Source organism: Stenotrophomonas sp. CC22-02 (assembly GCF_004365115.1).
Taxonomy (GTDB): domain Bacteria; phylum Pseudomonadota; class Gammaproteobacteria; order Xanthomonadales; family Xanthomonadaceae; genus Stenotrophomonas; species Stenotrophomonas forensis.
In genome coordinates this window covers 1,898,220-1,913,530 of sequence record NZ_SOCO01000001.1, presented here as the reverse complement: position 1 = coordinate 1,913,530, position 15,311 = coordinate 1,898,220, and the positions used below count along the sequence as shown (strand labels likewise).

Annotated in this window: 12 protein-coding genes; 4 read left to right on the top strand and 8 right to left on the bottom strand. The window is 67.9% G+C overall.

What is annotated here, in order from left to right:
* Nucleotides 1-51: 51 nt before the first annotated feature.
* The gene (gene fdhD, locus N440_RS08845) at nucleotides 52-897 is read right to left on the bottom strand and encodes a formate dehydrogenase accessory sulfurtransferase FdhD (protein WP_133934795.1); all 846 of its coding nucleotides are present in this window, start codon (nucleotides 895-897) and stop codon (nucleotides 52-54) included.
* 245 nt (nucleotides 898-1,142) lie between these two features.
* On the opposite strand from fdhD, the gene N440_RS08840 reads away from it, so the two are divergent.
* Together N440_RS08840 and N440_RS08830 are read left to right on the top strand one after the other, a co-directional pair.
* Nucleotides 1,143-3,428 (top strand): FdhF/YdeP family oxidoreductase, encoded by a 2,286-nt coding sequence (locus tag N440_RS08840; protein WP_133934794.1) that lies wholly within the window; start codon nucleotides 1,143-1,145, stop codon nucleotides 3,426-3,428.
* A 476-nt stretch (nucleotides 3,429-3,904) separates the two neighbouring features.
* Nucleotides 3,905-4,444, top strand: coding sequence for a DUF411 domain-containing protein (locus N440_RS08830; RefSeq protein WP_133934792.1), 540 nt, complete (start codon nucleotides 3,905-3,907; stop codon nucleotides 4,442-4,444).
* Between the two features lie 97 nt (nucleotides 4,445-4,541).
* Here the strand turns inward: N440_RS08830 and blaL1 are convergent, their stop codons facing one another.
* From blaL1 to N440_RS08810, 4 genes are all read right to left on the bottom strand, one after another.
* Complete coding sequence (gene blaL1, locus N440_RS08825) at nucleotides 4,542-5,414, bottom strand: L1 family subclass B3 metallo-beta-lactamase (protein WP_049457130.1); 873 nt, start codon at nucleotides 5,412-5,414, stop codon at nucleotides 4,542-4,544.
* Nucleotides 5,415-5,509: 95 nt separating this feature from the next.
* The gene (locus tag N440_RS08820; RefSeq protein WP_133934791.1) at nucleotides 5,510-7,933 is read right to left on the bottom strand and encodes a TonB-dependent receptor; all 2,424 of its coding nucleotides are present in this window, start codon (nucleotides 7,931-7,933) and stop codon (nucleotides 5,510-5,512) included.
* A gap of 80 nt (nucleotides 7,934-8,013) precedes the next feature.
* Nucleotides 8,014-8,865, bottom strand: coding sequence for a FecR domain-containing protein (locus N440_RS08815; RefSeq protein ID WP_133934790.1), 852 nt, complete (start codon nucleotides 8,863-8,865; stop codon nucleotides 8,014-8,016).
* The gene (locus N440_RS08810; RefSeq protein WP_133934789.1) at nucleotides 8,862-9,386 is read right to left on the bottom strand and encodes an RNA polymerase sigma factor; all 525 of its coding nucleotides are present in this window, start codon (nucleotides 9,384-9,386) and stop codon (nucleotides 8,862-8,864) included. Before N440_RS08810 ends, N440_RS08815 begins: the two co-directional genes overlap by 4 nt.
* Nucleotides 9,387-9,588: 202 nt before the next feature.
* Here N440_RS08810 and N440_RS08805 point away from each other — a divergent pair, with 202 nt between their 5' ends.
* The gene (locus N440_RS08805; RefSeq protein ID WP_133934788.1) at nucleotides 9,589-9,855 is read left to right on the top strand and encodes a hypothetical protein; all 267 of its coding nucleotides are present in this window, start codon (nucleotides 9,589-9,591) and stop codon (nucleotides 9,853-9,855) included.
* Between the two features lie 9 nt (nucleotides 9,856-9,864).
* Entirely contained in the window at nucleotides 9,865-11,043 is a 1,179-nt protein-coding gene (locus tag N440_RS08800) for a low temperature requirement protein A (RefSeq protein WP_133934787.1), read from the top strand.
* Here the strand turns inward: N440_RS08800 and N440_RS20345 are convergent.
* From N440_RS20345 to N440_RS08775, 3 genes are read right to left on the bottom strand one after another with little or no spacing between them, the layout of a single operon-like run.
* Complete coding sequence (locus N440_RS20345; protein ID WP_166671548.1) at nucleotides 11,040-12,485, bottom strand: hypothetical protein; 1,446 nt, start codon at nucleotides 12,483-12,485, stop codon at nucleotides 11,040-11,042. The two genes, N440_RS08800 and N440_RS20345, sit on opposite strands and share 4 nt — an antisense overlap.
* Before the next feature lie 16 nt (nucleotides 12,486-12,501).
* Nucleotides 12,502-14,001 (bottom strand): DUF6384 family protein, encoded by a 1,500-nt coding sequence (locus N440_RS08780; RefSeq protein WP_243831314.1) that lies wholly within the window; start codon nucleotides 13,999-14,001, stop codon nucleotides 12,502-12,504.
* 1 nt (nucleotide 14,002) lies between these two features.
* Nucleotides 14,003-15,199 carry a cell surface protein gene (locus N440_RS08775; RefSeq protein WP_133934783.1) on the bottom strand — a complete coding sequence of 399 codons (1,197 nt, stop codon included), beginning with the start codon at nucleotides 15,197-15,199 and terminating at the stop codon, nucleotides 14,003-14,005.
* Nucleotides 15,200-15,311 lie beyond the last annotated feature (112 nt).

Here is a 15,311-nt window from a genome sequence, read left to right as displayed (position 1 = left end):
TCAGTTGGCGAAAAGCCCGCGCTGCGCGCGTTAGTCGACCAGAGGTCGACTCTACCGAGCTGGTTCGTCGGCCTGCAGCCGTTCGGGATGGGTGTACACGTTGAATCCGTTTTCGCGCGCGAACCCGACCAGGCACAGCCCGGCGCTGCGGGCCAGGTCGATCGCCAGCGCGGTCGGCGCAGACACCGCGGCCAGTACGCTGGCGCCGGCGCGCACCGCCTTGCTGACCATTTCGTAGCTGGCGCGGCTGGAGATCACCAGCAGGCCGCCGTCGATGACGTGTTCGTTGTGGTGCAGCGCGCCGATCAGCTTGTCCAGCGCATTGTGGCGGCCGACGTCTTCGCGCACCCAGCCGATCCTGCCGCTGGCGTCGGCCCAGGCCGCAGCATGGGTGGAACCACTGACTTCGTTCATCGGCTGGTGTTGCGACAGGGTGGCCAATGCCCGTTGCAGCGCGGCATGCGGATAGGTGCGGCGTCCGCGGATCTGCGGCAGCGGACGCAGTACGTCCTCCAGCTGGCGCGTGCCGCACAGGCCGCAGCCGCCACGGCCCGGCAGCAGGCGTCCGTTGGCCGGGTCCAGATCGGCGCCGGGTGCATCGTCGGTCACGGTCATCTGCAGCTCGATGCCCTCCAGCTGTGGCCGTACGTCGATGGTCACCAGCTGCGACGGCGCGGTGATCAATCCTTCACTGAGCGAGAAGCCCAGCGCGAAATCTTCCAGGTCGCAGGGGGTAGCCATCATCACCGCGAAGGCCGCGCCGTTGTAGCGCATCGCGACCGGCACTTCCTCGGCCACGACGTCGACCTGCTGCTGTTGCCCCTCGCTGCGCCAGCGCTGCATCGGGCGCTGGGCCGTGCCGGCAGGCGGGGTGTGCGGCGGGGTCGAGTCAGGCATGCAGCGCATCCGGGCAAGAGGGAAACGCAGGTGGTGGACCACCCACGGCATCGAGAATAGCGCAGTGGCCGAGCGCTGACGCGGCGGTAACCGTTGTCATGACACGCTGCGCTGCAATCGGTTCCAGCCTCTGGCGCCGTTGCGTGGACCATGCTTGACTGTAGGGCTTGGCGAGCGGCCGAATGGCAGCACGCCCGCATTCCGCGCCGTTCTGTTGTTGCGTTCCTCCCGCCAGGTTCCCGAACATGTCCGAGCAGAAGCCGCCGCGCTACAAGCCCTACAACCAGCCGGCCGGTGGCTGGGGTGCCGCGGGCGCCACCGCCAAGGTGCTGCTGCAGCAGAGCGTGATCGGCAAGGGCTCGAAGGCGCTGCTGGCGATGAACCAGCCGGGCGGGTTCAAGTGCCCGAGCTGTGCGTTTCCCGATGCCGACGAGCGCAGGAAGCTGGAATTCTGCGAGAACGGGGCCAAGGCACTGGCCTGGGAAGCCACCCAGTTCCGCGCGGGACGTGAGCTGTTCGCGCAGCACACCGTCACCGAGCTGATGGCGCAGACCGACTACTGGCTGGAGATGCAGGGCCGGTTGACCGAGCCGATGCGCTACGACGCGGCCACCGATCACTACGTGCCGTGCAGCTGGGAGGAGGCCTTCGCGCTGATCGGCCGCCACCTGCAGGCGCTGGACAGCCCGCACCAGGCCGAGTTCTACACTTCCGGCCGCACGCCCAATGAAGCGGCGTTCCTGTACTCGATCTTCGTGCGCGAGTTCGGCACCAACAACTTCCCGGACTGCTCGAACATGTGCCACGAGCCGACCAGCCGTGGCCTGCCACCGGCCATCGGCGTGGGCAAGGGCACCATCGTGCTGCAGGACTTCGAGCATGCCGAGGCGATCTTCGTGATCGGCCAGAACACCGGCACCAATTCGCCGCGGATGATGAGCAACCTGGTCGAGGCGCGCAAACGTGGCATCCCGATCGTGGCGGTGAACCCGATGCCCGAGCGAGCGCTGATCCGCTTCGCCGAGCCGCAGGACGTGGTGCAGATGGCCACGCTGGGTTCCACCGAGATTTCCAGTGAGTTCGTGCACATCCGCATCGGCGGCGACCTGGCGCTGATCAAGGGCATGATGAGGGTGATGTTCGAACGCGAGGCGCAGGGCGAGCATGTGCTCGACCACGACTTCCTGGCCGAACACACCGTGGGGCTGGACGCGCTGCGCGACGATGTGATGGCGCAGGACTGGGACGATCTCGTTCGCGTCTCCGGCATCTCCGAAGCGCAGATCCGCCGCTGTGCGGAGATCTACATCCGCTCCAACGCCACCGTGATCTGCTACGGCATGGGCCTGACCCAGCACCAGTACGGCTCGCGCCTGCTGCAGCAGGTGGCCAACCTGCTGATGCTGCGCGGCAACTTCGGCAAGCCCGGCGCTGGCATCGGGCCGATCCGCGGCCACTCCAACGTGCAGGGCGATCGCACCGTCGGCATCGACGAGAAGCCCAAGCCGGCCTACCTGGACCGCGTGCAGCAGGTATTCGGCTTCGATCCGCCACGTGAGCACGGCCACCATGTGGTCGAGTCGATCGAAGCGATGCTGGATGGCAGCGCCAAGGTGTTCATAGGCCTGGGTGGCAATTTCATCCATGCCGTGCCCGATACGCCGCGCGCCTATGAGGCGATGCGCGGCCTCGAGCTGACCGTCGGCATCGCCACCAAACTCAATCGCGGGCATCTGGTGCATGGCCGCGATGCGTTGATCCTGCCGGTGGTGGCGCGCTCGGAACGTATCGTGACACCGGCCGGCGAGCAGTTCGTCACCATCGAGGATGCGATGTCGAACGTGACTGCTTCGCGCGGTGTGCTGGAACCGGTCAGTGCCGAGGTGCTGCCCGAGGTCGAGATTGTCTGCCGCATGGCGATGGCAACGCTGCCTGGCAGCAAGGTCGATTGGGCCGCGTGCATGCACGACTACACCCCCATCCGCGACCTGATCGCGGCGGTGTACCCGGAGATCTACACCGGCTTCAACCAGCGCATCCAGCAGCCGCATGGCTTCCACCTGGATATTCCGCCGCGCCGCCGGGTGTGGCCCACGCCCAATGGCAAGGCCAACATCCTGGTGATGCCCGGCCTGGACGTGGACGAGCCGGTGGATGACCCCGAGATGCTGCGGCTGGCCACGGTGCGCTCGCATGACCAGTACAACACCACCATCTACAGCTACAACGACCGCTACCGCGGCGTGTACAACGATCGCATGGTGCTGTTCATGAACATCGAGGATCGGCTGGCGCGTGGGCTGCAGAAGGAAGCGCAGGTCAGCCTGGAGACGATCACCCGCGATGGCGTGAGCCGGCGCATCGACGGCCTGACCGTGCTGGACTACCCGATGCCGCGCGGCGCGCTGGCCGGCTATTACCCCGAACTGAATCCACTGCTGCCGCTGGACTACTACGACCGGATCAGCGGCACCCCGGCGGCCAAGTCGATTCCGGTAAGGATGCGTGCGATGGCGGCGGCGATAGCGTAATGCGCGCATCGGCTATCATCGAGGCGTGAACCTGCCTGGCCTGCTGTTGCGATGGATGCTGCTCCTTGCCCTGGTGCTGAACGCACCGGCGCTGGCGCTTGCGTCGCTGCCGGATGCAGCCGTAGCTACAGCAGGGCATTGCGCCGCCCCGCATTCCACCGCCATGGACGGATGCTGCGACGAAGCGGCATCAACGCTCTGCCCGAGCGATGAGTGCGAATGCCCACCGGCCTGCCTGGGCATGCTGGCCACGTTGAATGGAACGCCCGCGTCGCCCTGGCGCGAGGCGCCTATGCCGTTCAACGCGGCGCAACGCGCGCCGCCGCCTTTGCCGGGCCCGTTGCGGCCACCCATCGGTTGATTCCTGCAGGCGCGCAAGCGCCTGCCATGGCTGCTCATTCGACTTACGACCCTACCTGCGCCATTGATGCGCCGGTGGCGGGCGGTACTGCCCGCATCTGCAAAGGAATCAACCCATGAACCGTTCTCTCTCCCTCGGCCTGCTGCTGGGCACCGTGCTTGCCACCGCCGCCTGCGCACGCGCTGCTGAAGACGCCACCGCTGCGTCGTCTGCAGGGCAGGCCCCGGCGGCACCCATCAAGGCCAGCCCGGCCTCGATCGATCCCGCATTGCCGATCGCTGTCGTGCACAAGACCGCCAGCTGCGGATGCTGCGGCATCTGGGTCGACCACCTGAAGGCCGAAGGCTTCCAGGTGGAGGTGCGCGATACCGATGACATGAACCCGATCAAGGTCCGGCTGGGTGTGCCGGCCGGCAAGGGCTCCTGCCATACCGCCGAGATCGGCGGCTACGTGGTCGAAGGGCATGTGCCCGCCGAGGACATCAAGCGCCTGCTGGCCGAGCGCCCGGCGGCGCGCGGTCTGGTGCTGCCGGGCATGCCGGCCGGTTCGCCGGGCATGGAGATGCCGGATGGCTACGTGCAGCCGTATACCGTCGAGCTGGTGCGTACCGATGGCAGCATCGAGGCGTTCGCCGAGCATGGGCAGGGCGGCTGACCTTGTAGAGCCGAGCCCACGCTCGGCTTGCTCTTTGTAGAGTCGAGCTGTGCTCGACTGTTCTTCGCTTCAGTCGAGCAAGCTCGACTCTACGGAATCAATGGGCGTGGGCTGTTTCCTTGGCCAGCTGCGCGTTGAACTTCGCCTCGGCGTCATCCGCGTAGGCCTTGCAGGTCAGTGCCTTGGCACCTGCCTTGCTGCCGGCGGCATAGTCCCAGTGGCTGGCGCCCGGGTGTGGCGTCAGCAGCAGGTCGCAGGGCAGCCCGCGCACGGTGGCGAAGCTGCGCGTGTAGTCCTCGATCAAACGCGGATAGCGGACGTTGCCACGCAGCTGGTAGCCCGGCGCGCTCAGGCTGTCGGCATAGGCAATGCGCACCGGCTTGCCCTCGCGCGTGTCGGTCCAGGTCCAGGCCGTGCTGCCGGGGGTGTGCCCGGGCATGAAGTGTGCGGTGAAGGCGATGCCACCCACGGTGACCACCTCGCCATCCATGACGATGCGGTCGGTGCTGGCCGGCGGATAGGTGATGTCATCACCGAAGTGCAGGTCATCACTGCCGCCGCGTGCCAGCAGGACCGCTGATTCCGCGTTGGCGACCACGCGCGCTCCGGTACGGCGCTTCAGTTCCGCCACCGGGCCGGCGTGGTCGGCATGCGCATGGCTGAGCAGGATCAGCCGCAGGTCCTGCGCTGCCACGCCGCGTGCCTTCAGGTTGTCGAGCAGGTGGCCGGCCATCTGTGGCATGCCGCCGTCCAGCAGCACCGCGCCTTCGCTGGTCTGTACCAGCAGCGCGGTCAGGTTATCGGTGCCGATCTGCCAGGTGTGGTCGGCAATCTGCAGCGGTGCCATTGGCTGCAGCCAGGACGCATCCACGGTGTATGCCCGCAGCTGTGGCAGCGGTGCTTCGGCGGCTGCCGCGTGGGCGACCGGCAGTGCAGCAGCCAGGGTGAGGGCGAGCAGGGAAGAGCGCATGGTCCAGGTCCGCTTGAAGGAGGCCCAGAAACTAGCATGGGCCTCCTTCATCGCGTTCCGCATAGTTTTCATGGCTCCCATAAGGGCGCCATGGATCAGTAGCGATACTGCCAGCCCAGGGTCAGCACCCGGCCACGGCCGGAGAAGTAGCTCGGGTTCGACGGCGTGGTCTGCGAGTAGTAGCTGATGTACTGCCTGTTGGCCAGGTTCTGCACGCCCAGGGTGAAGCTGTGCTTGTCCAGCGCGTAGCGCGCGACCAGGTCCACGGTGGTGTAGCCCTTGAACTCGGCTACCCGCGCGCCCTGCAGGTCGAAGTCGCGGTCGAATGCGCGGCTGGCCTGCAGCCGCGTGCTCAGCTGCGGTGTCCAGTTCTGCTCCCAGAACGCGGTCAGCCGGTTCGGCGCGATGTTGACGCCGGCCAGATCGCTGTCGAGGCGGCCATCGAGGTTGGCATCGTAGCGGCCGTTGGCGCGTGCGTAGCCCAGGCCGAGGCGGCTGTCGCCCAGGCGCAGGCGCAGGTTGGTCTCGAAGCCTTCCACCCGGGTGGCCTGGCGCTGCACCGCGTAGGCGTCGATGCCCGGGTCGTAGACCAGCACCGAGCCGAGCTTGGATTCGGAGGTGTAGTAGGCGATGTCGCCGCTGAAGCGGCCATCGTCGTACTCCAGCCCGATTTCGCGGTTGTCCGACACGACCGGGGACAGGTCGATCAGGCTGTCCACGCGCTGGCCGTCTCGGTTGATCGCGCGCAGCACCCGGCCGACGTCGGCCACCGTGTAACCCTCCGAGTAGGAGGCGTACGCATTGAGGCGATCATTGAGGTACCAGACCGCGCCGAAGTTGGGCAGGGTCTCGCTCATGGTCGGCTTGCCGCCGGCTACCTTGCGCGCGCCATAGCGGGGCAGGGTGGTGTAGTCGCCCACTTCCAGCTCGCCCTTTTCGTAGCGCAGGCCGCCGGACAGCATCAGGTGGTCGGTCGGCCACCAATGCAGCTGCAGCAGCGGTGACAGGCTCTGGTAAGTGGTCTGCGGCACCCAGTTCATGCCACTGGCCAGCAGCACCTGGTGGGTGCGGTCGCGCAGGCCGTCCAGGCCCAGGGTCACGTCCAGCGTGGTGTCGGCGATGCGGGTCCAGCTCTGGGTCAGCTTGAAACCGCGCTTGTCCGATTCGTTCTGGGTCTGGTCCCACGCGGCGTTGGCGCCGGTGTTGCCCCACGGGTCCCACTGGCTGGCGCCATAGCGGCCTTCGAAATCGACCGCGAAGGCCTGCGCCTGGAAGCGGCCACCGAGCAGATCGGCAGCGCTGTAGTCCAGGGTCAGCGAGCGCGAGCGGTTCATCGGCGGCTCCAGCGGCGTGTCACCGCGCACCGAAATCGTCGGCCGACCGGTGCGGTAGTCACCGTTCACCGCCAGGTAGTTGTCCAGCCCGCGCAGTTCGTAGCGGTTGGCCATCAGCTGCAGCCGATGGCCCTCGGCAATGGTCCAGCCCAGCTTGGCGAACACATTCGACGAGGTCGAATCCATCAGCTCGCCCTGCGCATTGGTGCCGATCGAACGGCCCTCGCCATCATGGAACAGGCCCTGCTTCTCATAGGCCAGGCCGGCGACCAGGTCGAACTGCTCACCGCGCACACCGACCAGCGCAGAACCGCGCTGGCCACTGTCATCGCGGCGGCTGGGCAGGGCGCTGCTGTAGCTGATGTGGGTGTCGAGCAGGAATGCACCGGGCTCGCTGGGCGCGCTGCGGGTGATGATGTTGACGATGCCGCCGGTGCCACCGATGCCCTGCAGCGCGTTGGCACCATGGATGACCTCGATGCGTTCGATCATCGCCGGGTCGATGGTGTGCGAGTCACGCGAGCCATCGCGCAGCGGCGTCGACTGCGGCACGCCATCGACCATGTACAGGATGCCGCGGCCGCGCATCGTTTCACCGTAGTTGGACATCTTCTCGCGCGCCGGCGCGAAGGCCGGGATCTGCGAGGAGAGTACGCGCGAGACGTCCGAGCCCAGCGCCAGCTGCTGCGCGATGTCTTCGCGGGTGAGCACGGTGATGGTGTTGGGCATGGCGGTCTCGCCCTGCGGCATTCGCGCGGTCGAGGCCGATACCGTGACGCGGGCCAGCGAGGTCGGTGCCGCAGCTGCAGGCGCCCGCGCCGGGGCGTTGGCCTTTGCCGGCGCTGGCGCTGCCGCGGCGCTGACCACGAAGACGCCCGGCGAACGTTCCTGCAAGGCCAGGCCCTGTCCCGCCAACAGCCGCTGCAGGGCGTCGCGTGGGGTGTAGCGGCCGTCCAGCGCCGGGGCCGTGCGGCCGCTCACGCTGTCGGCGGCGAACAGCAGCTGGATGCCACTCTGCCGCGCCAGTGTGTTGAGCGAGGCCTGCAGCGGGCCGGCGGGCAGATGCAGCTCCATCGGTGCAGGCGCAGCGGCCTGCGCGGCGGCGGGCAGGGCAGCGCAGAGGCAGGCGGCGAGCAGGGAGGGCGCCAGCCGACGCAGTGCGGCGGGCGAAACAGGGCGGGTCATGCGGGGTCCTTCGGAGGGGTTCAAGCACCTGCCGGATGGGATGGCGCGCAACCCACCCTTGCGGAGGCGATCAAGGGCGATCAATCGCGCCTGCGCAGGTGCAGGCTGCCATCGGCGGCGGTGTGCACCTGTACCGGCAGGATCTCCGGCAGCAGCGCCACGGCGGTGTCGGCGCGGTCGGCGTCGAACACACCGGACACCTGCAGCAGGCCCAGGCTGGGGTCATCCAGTACGATCGGGCGGTCGTGATAGCGCTGCAGGATCCGCAGCACCTCCGCCAGCGGCAGCCGATCGAACTGCAGCCGCCCGGTGGTCCAGTCGGCCGGGTCGGTGTCGATCGCCTCCGGTGGAGAGATCGCCCCCGGCTGCGCCAGCAGGCGCTGGCCGGGCTTCAGGCGCTGCTCGGCATCGCTGCCCTCGGCGCGTACCCCCACCTCGCCGCGCCACAGGGTCACTTCGCTCAGATCGCCCTGGCGATCCACATCGAACACGGTGCCGTAGTTGCGTACGCGCACCGGTCCGGCATCGACCTCGAAGCGTCGCCATGCGGAATGCTGCACCTGGAAGCGGACGCGCCCCTGGATCAACACCACCTGCCGTGAACGCAGGTGGCGACGCACCTGCAGGTGGGTGCCGGCATCGAGCAGCAGGCGGCTGCCGTCGGCCAGATCGAGTGCGCGACGCTCGCCTGCCGCGGTGCGATGGTCCTGCACCTGCCAGGCCGGATCGACCAGCAACAGCGCGCCGGCCATCAGTGCCAGTGCCGGCAGTACGACCTTGGCGGCGCGGCCGCCGCGACGACGCCGGAGCATTTTCGGGTCCGGCAGCGGAAAGCGTTCCTTCAGCGCATCGCGATGCTGGTCGAGCAGTTCATCGGTGGTGGGCGCCTGCGACGGCTGCGGCCGCGAGGGTGGCCCGGATGTGCGTCTCATCGCTGTGCGGCCTGCTGGCGGCAGTCGGCCATGGCCAGCCGCAGGTGGCGCTCCACCGCCTTCAGGCCGATACCCATCCGCTGCGCGACCTCGGCCTGGGGCAGTGCGTGGATCTTGTGCAGGATGAACACCTGCTGGCGCCGGCACGGCATGCGCTCGATGGTCGCGCTCAATTGCTGCAGCGCCTGCTGGCCCTGGGCCTGCTGCTCGGGCCCGGGTCGCGGGCAGGCGTCGTCAGGCAGTTCGGCATGTGCTTCCACCCAGTGCCGGCGCAGATCCTCGGCGCGGCAGCGATCAACCGCCGCGTCATGCGCGATCCGGCGCAGCAGCGCGATCGGTTGCCGTGCATCGTGCTGCGGCGGGCGCTCCAGCAGGCGCACGCAGACGTCGTGCACCACCTCGCGGGCCAGCCCGGGCGAACGGAAGCGGCGGCGCAGGTAGTCCACCAGTTCCTCGTAGTGGCGCACCAGCGAAGACACCAGCGGCAGCGCGGGTGGGTGAGGCGAGGGCAGCTGGGACATCCGGACCGGCAACAGGGGCGAAGGGCGGCTGCAGGGAGGGTATCCCTGCACGATGACGCAATACTAATGGGAACCGTTCGCGTTTGCCATGTCCCGGCTGCCATTGATTGTTCGCAGCGGCTGGAAGGTGAAACCACGATCATCGGCTGGAGCGCAGAATCGGCCCGGGCTAGCCTGCCTGCAGGCTCAAGGAGATCGTTGCATGCACGTGCTTCTGGTGATCACCGCCGGCGTCCTGCTGCTGGGCGTGTTCCTGCTGTTCGGCCGGCTCTGGAGCGTGGGCAGCTCGCAGCTGCCTGCCGCGCTGATCGCGTTCATCGCCACCTGGCTGCTGGTCTCGGTGGCCAACATGTGGATAGGGGTCAGCAAGGCCGGCTACAGCGTGCGCGAGGAACTGCCGATCCTGCTGCTGGTGTTCGCCGTGCCGGCACTGCTGGCGGGCCTGTTGTACTGGCGCCTGGCGCGCTGAAGGCCGGCCATGAGCACCCGACTGCGCCTGCCCGCGCTGCGCCATCGCGATGGCCACCATGCCCGCGTGACCTACGAAGAACTGTTCTTCGACCTGGTCTACGTGTTTGCGGTCACCCAGCTCAGCCACCACCTGCTGCACCACCTTGATCTGGCCGGCGTGCTGCAGACCCTGGTGCTCTGGTTCGCGGTCTGGCTGGGCTGGCAGTACGCCTGCTGGGTCAGCAACTGGTTCGACCCGCAGGCGCCGCGCATCCGCGGACTGCTGTTTGCCACCATGCTGCTGGCGCTGCTGATGTCGTCGTCCATTCCCGAGGCGTTTGCCGACCGGGCCTGGATGTTCGCCGGGGCCTACGCCACGATGCAGGTGGGGCGCACGGCATTCGTCCTGTTCGAGGTCGGCCGCAACCATCCGCTGGCCCCCAACTTCCGCCGCATGCTGGCCTGGGTCAGTGTTTCGGCGTGCTTCTGGCTGGCCGGTGCCGCGGCCGATGGCGCTCTGCGCCTGGCGTTGTGGGCGGTGGCGGTGGCCTGCGAGTACATCTCGCCGATGTTCGGTTTCGCGTTCCCGGGCATGGGCCGTTCGCACACCCGCGACTGGACCATCGAGGGCGGGCATCTGGCCGAGCGCTGCCAGCTGTTCGTCATCGTGGCGTTGGGCGAGACCCTGCTGGCCACCGGCGGCGTGCTCAGTGAAGTCGAGCACTGGAGCGGGGAAGTGGTCTCGGCGGTGCTGGCCACGTTCGCCGGCACGATCGCCATGTGGTGGCTGTACTTCGGCATCTCCAGCCGCGATGCCACCGAGGCCATCACCCATGCCGAAGACCCCGGGCGGATGGGCGCCAACTTCCATTACGTGCATGCCTTGCTGATCGCCGGCATCATCGCCACGGCGGTGGGCAACGATCTGGTCATGGACCAACCGCGTGCAGCCGTCAGCACGGTGTACGCCACGGTGCTGGTGGCCGGGCCGTTGATCTATCTGCTGGGCAGCGCGCTGTACAAGCGCGTGGTCTACGGGCACGCGCCGCGTTCGCATCTGCTGGGCGCCGCCGCGCTGCTGGTGCTGGGCCTGGCGTTGCCGCGGATGCACCTGCTGGCCGCCGGATGGCTGACCAGCCTGGTGCTGCTGGGCGTGGGACTGCTGGACACGCGGCTGAAGCGGCGCACCCGGCAGGTGGAGGGCTAGAACCCGCCGCCGGTCTTGAAGCCACCGCCACCGCTGATGCCGCCGCCGCTGCGGAAGCTGCTGCCGCTGGAACTGGAACTGGAACTGGAACTGGAGCTTGAACTCGAACTCGAGCTGGAGCTGGAGCTGGAACGAGAGCTTGAACTGCTGGATCCGCCCGCAAGCAGGTCGAACAGGCTGCCAGAGGAGCGGGTGGCGCTTCGGCTGCTGGTTGTGCTGAAGAAGGACGCGGCGACCGTGGACGAGGTGGCCGCCCGGTAGGTCGACGCCTTGTAGGCCTGGCGCTCGATGTCGGCAGCGGCCTGGTAGCTGCTGCGGGCGGCCTGCAGGTCGTCCAGGCGCTTCTTCAGTACAGCCATTTCGCGGGTGTGCTCACCGACCAGGCCTTCGATCTCGTCCAGGCGAAGACGAGTGCGGTGGATGCGTTCAAGCACGGCATCGTCTTCGCCGGAGGCGGTGACGCTCACGCGCCGGTACAGGTCGTCCATGCTGGTGGCCGACAGCCTGCGTGCCAGCGCGACGAGCAGGGCGCTGCCTTCGGCATCGGTCCAGCTGCGGAAGCCATCGATCTCTGCCTGCTTGGCATCCACGGCCTGCCGGTGCAGCTGCTCGGCCAGCAACGCCTGTGCCACCTCGCCCTGTGCCGCCTGCAACTGCTGCCGCAGCGGGTCGCCACCTGCGTGGGCAAGCGCGGCGTCGCGCGCCTGCTGCACCGGCTCACGCGCCGCAGCGACCTCGTCGCGGGCACGTCCGGCATGCAGCTGCAGGTAAGGCGGAAGCTCGACCAGCGTTGCGTACTCCCGACGCGCCCGGTCGAATCCGCACAGCTCGGCCAGCCAGCCATCGACGGTGCGTACCACTGGCCAGCCGCGATAGACCGTGCCGCCGAAGCCGCGGCCATGCAGGTACATGAAGATCGGGTCGGCCTGGTAGGCGCCGGCCTTGGCGTCATGTTCCGCCTGCGCCGAAGCGGCCATGCGCTCGACCGTATCGGCGCGCGCTTCGGCCAATTGCAGGTCGCTCTGCAGCGCCCGATAACCCGGCTCTGCGTCCAGTGTGGTGTCCACCTGCTCCTGCAGGGCCTGCAACCGCTCACCGGCCGCATTGCGTGTGGCAATGGCCTCTTGCGAACGCTGTTGCAGTGATTGTTCGATGTCCAGCAGTACGCGCAGCTCGTCGGCCAGCACCGTTGCTTTGCGATCGCGGCGCTTCAGGTCGGCGTTGGACTGTTGCAGCAGGTCGCGGGCCACCACCGGTGGCGAATCCACGGCCGCCTCGGCCTGCAGGCGCGCCAGTGCGTTGAACTCCTCGCGCACCTGCCCGTGCAGGGATTCCTGTTCCTCGATCAGGTTCCGGCACTGATCGCCACGCTCGGCCAGCCGTGCCTGGACCTGCCGGATATCGGCCACAACGTCGGCGATGGCGTCGTTCAAATCTCTCATGTCAGCTCCTTACCCATCACCATTGGGTGATGTAGCCGCCGGTGGTGGGCATGCGGAAACGCGGCGACAGGCTGCCGCGCGGCTTGCTGCCGATCTGGTCGTCCTCGATGATGCCGTTGTCCTGCTTGTCGGCTGCGACCCGGTTGTAGGTGGTCTCCGGCACGCGTACGGCGAACAGCGAGGCCCACTCATCCTTGCCGGTTTCCTCGTTGCGGATCAGCAGTTCGGTGGCGTTGCCGGCCTCGTCCAGTGCTTCGGTCACCAGGTAGTAGTTGCGGCTGCCATTGGCCTTTTCGCTGTAGCGCCAGACGCCGGTACGCTCACCGTCACGGTTGACGATGCGGTACACCAGGGTCTTGGACAGCAACGCAACCAGCTGGCCGACCTCGTCGATCGCCGGCCCGGCTTCGGCCAGTGTCTCGACGCGGACCCGCTGGGCGGCCTGGTCCAGCGCACGTTCCAGCCGTTTGCGGTCTTCGCCCGCAACGCCCGTGGCCAGGCCGTCGGCCTTGAGCTGGGCCAGCCGCTCGTTGAGTGCGACCAGCTTGTCGGCGCTGCCGATCAGCTCCTTCAGGGTGGTGACCGCCTGGGTGGCCGCGGCCATGTCGCCGGCGCGAAGTGCGACATCGCCGGCGGTGTAGGCGCGTGCGCGTACCTTCTCGGCGTCCGGCGTGAGGCGTGCCGCCCTTGCGGCGGTGTCGGTGGTGTCCAGCAGTTCGCTGGCATCGATGGCCTGGCCGAGCGTGGTCACCCGCTCGGTCAGTGCGGGCAGGGTTTCCCTGGCGCGCGCCAGCAGCGCTGCGGCGGCCTGCCGCTGCTGCTCCACCTGGGCGGCGGCCTGTTCGCCGGTGGCGCTGCCACCGCTGCTGATACGCGTGAGTTTGTCCTGGCGGATCAGGGTGGGCAGGCCCGCCATGGCGGCGTGCACGCCGGCGAAACGCCGTTGCGCTTCCGCCAGCGCTGACTGGGCGCGCTCGGTCAGGGACTGCAGGCGCTCCGCACTGGCGCTGGCGCGCGGCAGCAGCCCCTGCAGGGACTGTTCCTGCCGGGCCAGCAGGGCACGCGCTGCCGCGGCTTCCTGCTGCTGCGCTGCCACCTTGTCGTTCAACACCTGGACGTTCTTCTGCACGTTGCTTTCGTGCACGAACGCGCCGAAGCTGCGCGCCATCATCAGCAGCGCACCGAGCACCAGCAGCACCAACGCCGCTATCAGCGCCCACTTCAGCAGCCGACGGCGATCGATCCAGCGCCGGGCCAACCAGGCCTTCCAGCCGCGCGGCGCAGCATAGAGGTAACGCTGCTCACGCTGGGCCTGGATGCCGGCCTCGAGGATCTCGTCGGAGACCTCGATGCCCTGCGAGCGGTACAGTTCAAGCAGGCGCTGCTTGAGCCTCGCCTGGTCATGGCCGCTGTCGGCCAGTGCCTTCATTTCGGCATTGCGGTAGCGCAGCTGGTCGACCACGTCCATGGTCAGCAACGCATCCTGCAGCTCGGCAGGGGCCATCGTCGCACTCACGTCAGCGCGGCTCCGGGCTCGGCGGTGCCTGCAGCAGTGCGGCGAAACGCTGCTTGCCCTGTTCGACATACTCGGCAATCTCCGCCGAGTCGCGGGTGGCCTGGCTGCGCAGCTGCTCGATTTCCTGCAGCGACGTCTCCTGGAAGCGCACCACCGCATCGACCAGCCTGCGCACCGAATCGACGCCGATGGTGGCGCCGTAGCCGGCCTTCAGGCCCTCGTGCAGCACTTCATCGCCAATGTTGGCCACCGCTTCCAGCCCCTTGGAGGTGCCCTCGGTCATCGCATTGAGCGCCTGCGTGGACTCGTGCAGCCCCATCTGCGTGGTGAAGGCCAGGTTCAAGGCGGTGAAGCTGGTTTCGTTGGTAGAGAAGAACACCACCGAGCGCTCGTTGACGCGGCGCTTGACCTCGTGCGACTGGTGCACGCGCAGCATGATGGCCTCGGAGGTGGCGTAGTTCACCTGCAGGTTCTCGGCCAGATCCTTGGCCAGCTGGTAGCGCGACTCCTCGGCCTGGCTGCTGCGCAGCGCTTCATCGCGGGCCATCACCAGGCGACCGGTATCGGCGGCATCAGCGGCCGGGTCGGCCGATTCCACGCGCTGTTGCGCCTGCTTCAGCGCTTCGCGCGCTTCGGCCAGCCTCTGCTCCTGTAGCTTCAACAGCTCATGCGCCTGGATCTCGGCATCCTTGATCGACAGGCGGAAGTCGCCGTACATCTCCAGCACGCGCGATTCACGCTGCAGCTGCTCGGCCGAATCGCGGCTGACCTCCAGGAACGTACGGCGGATCTTCTCGAACCGGCTCGGGATATCGCCGCGCGTGACCTTCATCCACAGGTTCTGCAGGCGCTCGCCCATGTCGATCTTGCCGTCGCGGACCTGTTCGACCATGGTGCTGGCATCGTCACGGATGCTGTCGAAGGCGCGGACGATCTCGGTGTAGCGGTCGGACACCTTGGCCGAGCTGATTTCATCACGCATCACGGCATTGAAATGGCCGGACTGCTGCAGCACCCGGGCGATGGCCACCACGCGGCCCTGGTCAAGCGTGGACAGCTGCGAAACCAGCGCGATGGCCGGTGCGTTGTTGTCCTGCGGGGCGGCCAGGCCCAAGCGGCGCAGCGTAGCCATGGCGCGGTCGAGGTAGGTGATCGGCGCGGTAGCGGCCGGCGTGGCAAGCAGAGTGTTCTCGGGCATATCGACGGCTCCGGTCAGGGCGTGCTGGAAAGATCCTGCCGCGCAGAGCGGGCAGATCGCTGCGGATGGGTGGGGCGGCCGGGCAGGCGTCTCGCGCTGCATGGCAGGGCCG

Excerpts from the sequence above, each read along its gene's own strand:
- N440_RS08775 (WP_133934783.1), bottom strand. The coding sequence starts at position 15,199 with ATGCCCGAGAACACTCTGCTTGCCACGCCGGCCGCTACCGCGCCGATC.
- N440_RS08805 (WP_133934788.1), top strand. The coding sequence starts at position 9,589 with ATGCACGTGCTTCTGGTGATCACCGCCGGCGTCCTGCTGCTGGGCGTG.
- fdhD (WP_133934795.1), bottom strand. The coding sequence starts at position 897 with ATGCCTGACTCGACCCCGCCGCACACCCCGCCTGCCGGCACGGCCCAG.
- N440_RS20345 (WP_166671548.1), bottom strand. The coding sequence starts at position 12,485 with ATGAGAGATTTGAACGACGCCATCGCCGACGTTGTGGCCGATATCCGG.
- blaL1 (WP_049457130.1), bottom strand. The coding sequence starts at position 5,414 with ATGCGCTCTTCCCTGCTCGCCCTCACCCTGGCTGCTGCACTGCCGGTC.
- N440_RS08800 (WP_133934787.1), top strand. The coding sequence starts at position 9,865 with ATGAGCACCCGACTGCGCCTGCCCGCGCTGCGCCATCGCGATGGCCAC.
- N440_RS08815 (WP_133934790.1), bottom strand. The coding sequence starts at position 8,865 with ATGAGACGCACATCCGGGCCACCCTCGCGGCCGCAGCCGTCGCAGGCG.
- N440_RS08820 (WP_133934791.1), bottom strand. The coding sequence starts at position 7,933 with ATGACCCGCCCTGTTTCGCCCGCCGCACTGCGTCGGCTGGCGCCCTCC.
- N440_RS08810 (WP_133934789.1), bottom strand. The coding sequence starts at position 9,386 with ATGTCCCAGCTGCCCTCGCCTCACCCACCCGCGCTGCCGCTGGTGTCT.
- N440_RS08840 (WP_133934794.1), top strand. The coding sequence starts at position 1,143 with ATGTCCGAGCAGAAGCCGCCGCGCTACAAGCCCTACAACCAGCCGGCC.
- N440_RS08830 (WP_133934792.1), top strand. The coding sequence starts at position 3,905 with ATGAACCGTTCTCTCTCCCTCGGCCTGCTGCTGGGCACCGTGCTTGCC.